Origin of the sequence: Streptococcus sp. HMSC10E12 (assembly GCF_001807855.1) — a bacterium.
Taxonomy (GTDB): Bacteria; Bacillota; Bacilli; order Lactobacillales; family Streptococcaceae; genus Streptococcus; species Streptococcus salivarius.
The window spans coordinates 1-5296 of the sequence record NZ_KV791111.1 but is presented as its reverse complement, the minus strand read 5'-3'; the positions used below and the strand labels follow the sequence as shown (position 1 = coordinate 5296).

The 5296-nt window shown below is 33.7% G+C and carries 6 protein-coding genes; 1 reads left to right on the top strand and 5 read right to left on the bottom strand.

Annotated elements, in window-relative coordinates:
* Nucleotides 1–532: 532 nt before the first annotated feature.
* The 5 genes from HMPREF3112_RS09240 to HMPREF3112_RS09220 form a co-directional block, all read right to left on the bottom strand.
* A complete protein-coding gene (locus HMPREF3112_RS09240) occupies nt 533–1102 on the bottom strand; it encodes a hypothetical protein (RefSeq protein ID WP_256262694.1) in 570 nt (189 codons plus the stop codon).
* Between the two features lie 92 nt (nt 1103–1194).
* Complete coding sequence (locus tag HMPREF3112_RS09235) at nt 1195–1827, bottom strand: hypothetical protein (protein ID WP_070439488.1); 633 nt, start codon at nt 1825–1827, stop codon at nt 1195–1197.
* Nucleotides 1827–2519, bottom strand: coding sequence for a thioredoxin family protein (locus tag HMPREF3112_RS09230; RefSeq protein WP_256262693.1), 693 nt, complete (start codon nt 2517–2519; stop codon nt 1827–1829). The genes HMPREF3112_RS09235 and HMPREF3112_RS09230 overlap by 1 nt, the downstream gene beginning before the upstream one ends.
* Nucleotides 2520–2764: 245 nt before the next feature.
* Nucleotides 2765–3127 (bottom strand): hypothetical protein, encoded by a 363-nt coding sequence (locus HMPREF3112_RS09225; RefSeq protein WP_070439482.1) that lies wholly within the window; start codon nt 3125–3127, stop codon nt 2765–2767.
* A gap of 17 nt (nt 3128–3144) precedes the next feature.
* Nucleotides 3145–4413 (bottom strand): replication-relaxation family protein, encoded by a 1269-nt coding sequence (locus HMPREF3112_RS09220; RefSeq protein ID WP_256262692.1) that lies wholly within the window; start codon nt 4411–4413, stop codon nt 3145–3147.
* A gap of 541 nt (nt 4414–4954) precedes the next feature.
* On the opposite strand from HMPREF3112_RS09220, the gene HMPREF3112_RS09215 reads away from it, so the two are divergent.
* Nucleotides 4955–5263 carry a hypothetical protein gene (locus HMPREF3112_RS09215; RefSeq protein ID WP_070439479.1) on the top strand — a complete coding sequence of 103 codons (309 nt, stop codon included), beginning with the start codon at nt 4955–4957 and terminating at the stop codon, nt 5261–5263.
* Nucleotides 5264–5296: the final 33 nt, after the last annotated feature.

Below are 5296 nucleotides of genomic sequence, written 5' to 3'. Positions count from 1 at the left end.
TGTCAATTTCAAGCTCTTCGAGCAAATTTTTTTCGTTTTTCAACTTATTACTCCTTTCATTCTATTCGGGTCACTTATTAGTTTCCCTAACTGACACGACTATTATATTTCAACCACAGCATCATTTTTACAATTATCACAAGAGGTCTTAAATTAATCACTTTTTGCTTATCTAAGTTTTATTTTTACCGATTCTGATAAATTATTGTTCGATAACGACAAAAAAGGGTTAAAACATTTAGTTTTGATACAATAACACCATAAAAAATAAGAGAATAAAAGAGGTAGCAATTATGTGGAATTGGACAAGATTTTTTTTAGGACATTAATTAACTTCTATTAAAATCAAATAATATAATTTAAAAGAGATTGTACAAAAAAGCCAGTACTCAAAGTGCTGGCTTTTTTGTAGCTTGATCAGAGATTTACCTATATGTTATAGGATAGTAACGAAGCCTTACAGCTAGAAAAGCAGCGCTAGTTAGTGAAATGGTCTCAGGAGAACTTCAACTATATTTCCTACTTGAAATAACTAGCTTACCTTGTTCAATAACACTTCGCCAAATTGTACCCCACTATCTTCACTGACTCGTTCCTGGCAATCGACACAATACAATGCTCTAGCCAATCGCTGTTGTCGCCCACCTACATAGACCACCTCTTCCATTCCAGGCAACATATAGGGTAGCATGGTATCAACCAGTTCATCAAAATGCGACTCGTCGTTACTTAAAAAGAAACGTGCAGGATGGTCACTATTATCAAAATCTCCAATAGCTACAAGACTATCATCTTCTGTCAAGAGATAGTAATAAGCAGCTGTGAGGTCTTCAGTGTATCGAAAGAATAAATGTGATTCATGACAAAATGGACATGTTCTATACTTATGACCAATAACCGATCTTAACCGACGTACAAGCAAATCAGATAAGGAAGCTTTGATACCCTTAAACCAGAACAAGATATTGGGTAGAATAAAACCAACAATTATAGGAATAACAGTTAGATTATTGTCCACAACCAAAAGATAAAACTGGGACATAGCTGTTAATCGCAGGAACCAGACAATAGTATTAAGGAAAATCAGATTCGTGCCACTCAAAAAAGTACTGACTACTGTAGACTCTTTATTCTTCACAAAAGTAAGAGTGACACACTTGATAGCAAACATAACTAAAAACAAAATAATATAGGCTAACATTGACTTACCTCATTTTCAAAATCAGTAAATTCAGAAGCTACTTCTCCTAGAAGAGAGATTAACTTAAAAGCACCCAAGGTATTATCTTGACTCAAATTCGTAAGCATACGGTCAAGAGTCTTTAGACAGCGTTTCTTCTCTGAGAGTTTCCGTCTATCCAATAAAGCACTATCTTCTAAGTCTTCAGTGTTACTAGAGGAACGTAGTTCGTTTAGATCATAAATATCCCCAACGTCCAGTACAGACAATTTTCGAAGCACTCTAGAAACAACTAATGAAGAATAATTCTGCGCGTGCTCTAGAAGTGCAGCAGACTCTTTCAAATTTTGAATGATGGTATCTCTTTTGGCAAGTTCTTCATCATCTAAAAGTAAAGCATCCAGGGGGAAAAGTTGTTCTACGATTGTCTTTTGACCTGGTACGAGAGAGTTACTTTGTCTCAAACCAGTGCTAGGGACAAAATGCTTTCCGTCTACAACTATAAGTCTCTTTCCTAACCATTTGTCAACAATACCACGCTCACTAGAAACTACGATACCATCCATACGTGTTCTTTGAATAGTAACCTCGTCACCTGCATTTAGGTTGGCAATCCACTCTGAAATGTCTTTTTTTGATAAATACATTATTTTGTTTCCTCCTTTGCGACTGATACGATATCACGAATAGCATCCTCATCAAGACGAGGTGCAGCATGCTTCCCACCTGCCATTCGTTCAATTCGTTTGGACCATCCACCAGAATTCTTATCCTTATGATAAATAACTGCTGTTGCTGCTTTCTCTACTCCCATAGCTTTAGCTAAATCCTTGCCACTTTCGTCAAGAACATTAACATAGATAATCTTGTTTCGTTCTTTTTCAGTTAAGCTCTTATTGAGTACTGGAATTGATTTTTGACAGTAGGGGCAATCAGGTCGAAAGAACACATATATCTCTGAAGCAGTATTTTTCTTATAAGGAAAAATGACATTATCTTCTTTAAAATAATCAAGCTGGTTTGATGTAATCTTTGTTGCGTGGAAACTTTGTTGCGTGAGTTCCTGATCAAAAACCGTCGTAACCATACGATTACTATAACTGTATTCATTCTTATAACTAGAGGTAAAACCAATCAGAATTACAGGTAACATAAATAACCCAAGAACAACTTTAGTCGATGTAAACTGGTGGGCATGGTCCACACCTTGATATACGATATAAAAGGTCGTAAGAACCCAAGGTAAGATAATTCCAAAAAGCAAACCAAACCAATCAAACGGAAATGTATAGACAACCCTATGGTTCACTACAACTACCGTCAAAATAGATAACGTCACAAGGATCGCATAGCTAATATACCAACCCTTGTAAAGAGGATTATCCTTTAACTTGGGGAATGCATCACAAAAGGTTTTCCAAGCAGATTCAATTTTTATTTTCATTAATTACCGTTACCTTTCAATCTTTTTTATCTTTAAAACAACACCAGATACTTACAACAAATTCAAACTATCATGTGACTTTCTTACATATTTTTAAATAGTTGAGAAAATGATTATATGTTGCAGTTGCTGCGCGTGACTTATTCTTTTTTCGCTGATAAGAGTTCATCAACCTTCTTGATAACCTCGTTATGTGAAACAAATAACGTATAGAGTATTGGTATGATTAATACGGTTTGCAAAATCACTTCCAGCACATTATTCAGGGTTAGCGAATGCCATGATAGGAAAAAAGTAACTACCGTAAACAAGTACAAAATAAAATATATAACAAGAACTAGCCAAGCAATCGTTAAGAAAATAAAGTAGTTGATTTTACCGATAACTTCATCACTTACTAGGCCCAATCCTTTCAAAAGTCTTGGTCTTTTTACTACGATTACAACTACAAGCGAAACAACTAACCATACAAGTCTTCTTCCTAAGTATTCCAAATAATCCATTCACAAACTCCTTTACTCTATCTATAAACAATAATGAAATAATCATCAAAAGGAAGTTTGATTTTTTCTGGCAAGACTTCTTTTGGGAATACAATGATCATATGTTCATACTCTATTGAGAATTCTTCATATAGACTAGTTAAATGTGGAATCAAGTCACTTTTGATATATGCCATAGGTATCATAGGGTACTCTTTCAATTCCCATGAGTCAGTTTCAACAACAGCTGATAACTGGAATTTATCATCATATAAAGGTTCTGATATCTCCTTAACGAGATAATCTATTTTCTGCAGTTCAGAAAAATCATAAGCCTCGCAATCACACCAATCTTTATGATTTGAAAACATCTTTTCTTGAATGATTTCGACAATAACGTCAGAAGCATTTGTTGTTGTTTGACTGAACAAAGAAATACTTTTACGCTTTAACATGTCATGTCCAGTTACACCTTCAACCTCGACCTCATTTACATATTCCAAAAAGTTCATTAAACGTTTAGATACTTGCGTATTATCTTTACGACTATTCTCGAAAACGAAAAATAAACTAGAATTCTCAAATGCTGGTTCTTCTGCGTAACCAAATATTTTAGAAAGTAGAATTGTTTGACGTTCTGTAGCTCGGTCATACTCAATAAAAAAAGGGTTATCGTTCACAAATACAACAGCATCAGGAACCATTAAAAGATTAACCCGACTAATGGGAAATACGACCTGTATGTTTAGGTCATAAACAGACTTGTCTTGTTTTTTTAAAAAAAGCTTGTTTAAGATTTTAGCAACTAATCGTCTGGTCTCTAGATCATGAATATTTACGGTTTGAGGTTTCCCTCCTAGAAGATTATTACTGACAATGCTATATACTGACCTATCATATTCAGTCGTTGTCGTTAGTAAACGTATTTTATCAATCCCCTTAATCATAGTAAGCAACCAGGTACTAAAACCTTTGTTCAGATAATATATTTTTCTCTTACCGCTTCTAGCATCCGAACATGCTGAAATAGGATGATTCACCTTCCCAACAAGACGATAAAACCATGAATTAGGGGTTTTGGATTTACGAGTTACTGCAGTATAAATGAGGTCTATGATTTCCTTATCAAAATAACCAAACCTTAGTAAATGATAAAAGATGATAAGTTCTTCTTCTGAAAACGATAGTGAGGTATTTTGATTTTTTGAAACAAAGTAAGTAGCTATTTTATTTCTCTGAGTGTAATGAATTTTATTTTTTTTATTTGAAATAAGTGAGGTAAAATCTCTATTTTTTATATCTTGCATTTTGTAGTCCTAAAATAGTCAATCAATAGGGTATATAGTCTGGTCTTTTTTCGAAGAGTATAGATATTATTTTTCAAGTCATGCTTAGCCTTTGATATAGACCTACTCAAGCATTCCTTTGTACCCGTAAAATACTGATTGATACTTTCATCTCCTCTCATTCATAACGTCGTAGTTTATTTTTATAACGATAATCCCTAAAAAAACATGGTTTATTCTAGCTATATAGTAGTTACTATTTACTCATTTATGATTTCCGAGTTTCTAATATTAGTCATCAACCCTATAAATACAGTAAACTCTTAGACTTTTGTTCTCTGTATACTTTCATTCATAAAATCTGGTTATTACATAACACTCGTAACAGCCGGTTTTATGGGGTTTTAAGCACTTAATAACTACAATTAGGATTCATTTATAATAGGTCGCTATAGTGTTCAGTATACCCTAGAATAGATTATTTTCAAGGGAGTGACATGGGTTGACTTTTAATATTCTTGCTCTATACTATTAGACATAATTAATAATTAAGGAGCAAATTATGGCAGGAAAAAACAAAAAAACTGAATCAGATTTTATCAAGGAACTTGAAGCCTTAGAACAACAAAAGAAAGAAGCTACAGAGCAACTTAAAGCTTATCAAAAATCACAGACTGATAAACTAGGGCAGATCTATTTTGAATTGAAAAAACTAGAAAATCCAGATTTATCTATTGATGAGTTAGTTGTTGAAACACAAAATAAGGTCAAAGAGGTAAAGAAGGAAATTAAGAGAAAAAGAGCAGAAGAAAAAGCAAGAAAAGATGCTGAGAAAACTAACAAAGAAACGTATAATGACTCTCAAAATTAGAGTCAAAACCACCCGTGAGAACGGGTGGCTTGC